The organism is Mesorhizobium waimense (genome assembly GCF_003601975.1).
In the GTDB taxonomy this organism is placed as follows: Bacteria; Pseudomonadota; Alphaproteobacteria; order Rhizobiales; family Rhizobiaceae; genus Mesorhizobium; species Mesorhizobium waimense.
In genome coordinates this window covers 1-3,204 of sequence record NZ_QZWZ01000122.1, presented here as the reverse complement: position 1 = coordinate 3,204, position 3,204 = coordinate 1, and the positions used below count along the sequence as shown (strand labels likewise).

Below are 3,204 nucleotides of genomic sequence, written 5' to 3'. Positions count from 1 at the left end.
TCGACACAATCGCTACGGCAGTTCCGACGCCATTTTATTGCTACTCCTCTGACGCGATAAGAACGGCATACCTAACCCTGAGCACCGCGCTCAAGCCTGTTGGAGCCTCGGTATGCTTCGCGGTGAAGGCAAACGGAAACTTGTCCGTCCTTGCACTGTTGGCGGAGTTAGGATGCGGCATGGATATTGTGTCGGGCGGCGAACTGGAACGCGCGGTATCGGCCGGTGCCCCCGCATCGAAGATCATTTTCTCAGGCGTTGGCAAGAGGCGTTCCGAGATCGCCAGCGCATTGGAGGTGGGTATCCACCAGATCAACATCGAATCTGAAGCCGAACTCGACGCTGTCATTGAGGTGGCGGGCGCACTGGGCGTACGTGCGGCAGTTGCTCTTCGGGTCAATCCAGATGTGGACGCCGGGACTCATGCCAAAATCAGCACCGGCAAGAAGCATGACAAGTTCGGTATCCCCTTCGAAGACATACCGGCCCTTTATGCGAAAGCCTTCGCAGCGCCAGAGCTCGATCCGGTCGGCCTTGCGGTGCATATCGGTTCGCAGATTCTGGATCTGTCGCCTTATCGTGCTGCGTATGCTCGTGTTGCTGAACTGGTGAGAGGGTTGCGATCGCGAGGCATGCCCGTTCGTCGCCTTGATCTTGGCGGCGGCATCGGCATCCCTTACGATTTGGGCAGCGGGCCGGACTTGGGCGAATACGCGACGATCGTGCGAGAGACGGTTGGGGGTCTCGATTGCGAGCTGACGGTCGAACCAGGACGTTGGTTGGTGGGGCGGGCCGGGATTCTCGTAACAGAAGTGCTTTACATAAAGCAGACCGCCGACCGGCTTACCGCCATTGTCGACGCCGGTATGAATGACCTGATGCGCCCCGCAATGTATGGGGCCGTTCATCCCGTTTTTTCTGTGCAGCAGGTTCGGCACGGCTCCCACACCTATCAGATTGCCGGTCCGGTTTGCGAGAGTTCAGACATCTTCGGCACCTATGGAGGTCTGGCCCCACTTCGATCCGGTGATCGCCTGGCTTTTGGATGTGCCGGCGCCTACGGCGCTTCGATGGCATCAACCTACAATGCGCGTGATCTCGCAGCTGAAGTTCTTGTCGACGGGGATCGGTTCCGGGTGATCCGGCGCAGGCTGACCACTGAAGCGTTGCTGACGCTCGAGGAGGAGACGGAGTGGCAAGGGTCGTCCCTCTTCTCTGCCACAGATCTCCAGACATGAATGGAAAGAGATATGAAGCACACAGACCTTCTTTCGCTACCTTCTCCGATCGAGTTGCCTCTGCAGTGGCCATTCATCAAGATGCATGGGCTGGAGAACTATTTTGTTATTCTCGACCGGCGAGACGGTAACAAAACCCTGGATGCCGACGACATAGTACGTATCTGCAGCACCAATATCGGCGTCGGCGGCGAGCAGCTGCTGACAATTGAACGAGCCTCGGATGAGGGGCTCCGCTCTGGCGCCTACGCGGCTATGAGGATCTTCAACATCGACGGCAAGGAAGTTGGGGCATGCGGCAATGCCACGCGCTGCATGGCGTATCTGCTGCTGGAAGAATCCGGCAAGGACGAAGTGGTGATGGAGTTGGCTGGGGGCATTGTTCTCTGCCGCAGGGCAGGGCCACTGGAGGTCAGCGTCACACTCGGACCGATCAGCATGGACTGGCGCAAGGTTCCACTGTCGCGCGAGGTTGATACGCTCCACCTGCCCGTCGAAAGCGGTCCGCTCTCCGATGGAGCCGCGCTCTTCATCGGCAACCCGCATGCGGTCTTCTTTGTCGATCAACTCGATAGCGTCGACATGGGTCGCTATGCGCCAGCGGTACACAATGATCCTCTCTTCCCAGAGGGAGTCAACGTGGGCGCTGCTCAGATCCTCGACGGACAGACCCTTCGGCTCGAGGTCTGGGAACGGCAAGGTATAGTAACCAGGGCATGTGGCACCGGCGCCTGCGTTTCCGCTTATGCAGCACTTAAACGAGGCCTCGTCACGTCGAAGAAGATCGCCGTTCACCTTCCGGCCGGCAAGCTCGAGATTGAGCTTCTAGAAGGCGACAGGGTCCGTATGACGGGACCGGTTGCGTTTTGCTGTCATGGTTTTCTCGAAGCGGGCAAGAAGCAGTAACCGACCCGCCACGGAGCCAGCATCGGAATTGCAGCGCAGCTGGCCAGAAGAAACTCGATCATCAGACCGGTAGATTAAGACGATGGAAATCAGTCCTTCAAATGATAGCTGTGCTTACGGGAAACCTGGCATTTTTCGAGGGCATTTGCGCTTCGACAATTCTCGTCTGGCGGACTACAGCTGGCCACTTTGTGAAATTCGCGGCAGAAGGCCTGGTCCGCGGCTATGCGTATCGGCGGGAATTCACGTCAATGAGGTATCCAGCATCGAAGCCGCTGTTCGCTTGCAACGGATGATAGATCCGGAGACGATCCAGGGTTCGGTCTCTATCATTCCATTGATAAACCAGCCGGCGTTCTACAAATATACCGAACTCGTCTGCCCTATTGATGGCCGAAACATCAATTTCACTTTCCCGGGCGATAGGGAAGGGAGTTTCTCCGAAGCCCTGTGCGATTCGATCATGAACGAATGGTGCGCAGGTGCTGATTGCTACGTCGACATGCACGGCGGGGACCTGCGAGAGAACGTCTCAAAATTCTCAATCTTCCAGCGCACCCACAATGTCGAGCTCGACGCTTTAGGAAGGCAGATGGCCATGTGCTTCGACGCCGAGATAGTCATGGGTCTACCGGTTATACATATGGAAAAACCGGGTCGGGCCCCCACGGCCTTTGCCCGTCACAATCGGCTTGCTATAATGTCGGAAGCTGGCGCCAATGGACTTCTGGATGAGGGTTCAATCTCCTTCCACCTCGAAGGGGTGCTCAACATCGCCCGGACGCTCGGAATCATTGATGCGCCCCTCGCACCGTTCCTGAACGCCCGAATTCCATGTGATGAGTATCTCTGGATTGACTGCCCGGTTGATGGCGAGTTCCACGCTGACGCCGAGCCGGGTGATCCGGTCATCAAGGGCCAGCGCCTCGGTACGATTAGCGATCTCTTCGGCGAGACGCTGGCAGAAGTCGCCGCCCCGGAGACAGGTTTCCTGCTCTGGCGCATGACGCATCCAACCATACCAAAAGGGTCCACGATAGGAGCGGTCGCAGTCGAGGAA

3 protein-coding genes are annotated in these 3,204 nt (G+C 57.6%); all 3 read left to right on the top strand.

Features of this window, described 5'->3' with window-relative positions; genetic code table 11:
- Positions 1-8: 8 nt before the first annotated feature.
- Positions 9-1,238, top strand: a complete 1,230-nt coding sequence (gene lysA / locus D3227_RS39915; protein ID WP_245452162.1) for a diaminopimelate decarboxylase — start codon at positions 9-11, stop codon at positions 1,236-1,238.
- Positions 1,239-1,250: 12 nt separating this feature from the next.
- Positions 1,251-2,144, top strand: coding sequence for a diaminopimelate epimerase (dapF, locus tag D3227_RS39910; RefSeq protein WP_167481074.1), 894 nt, complete (start codon positions 1,251-1,253; stop codon positions 2,142-2,144).
- A gap of 145 nt (positions 2,145-2,289) precedes the next feature.
- The coding region (locus tag D3227_RS39905; protein WP_245452161.1) for a M14 family metallopeptidase at positions 2,290-3,204 on the top strand (915 nt) is incomplete at its 3' end.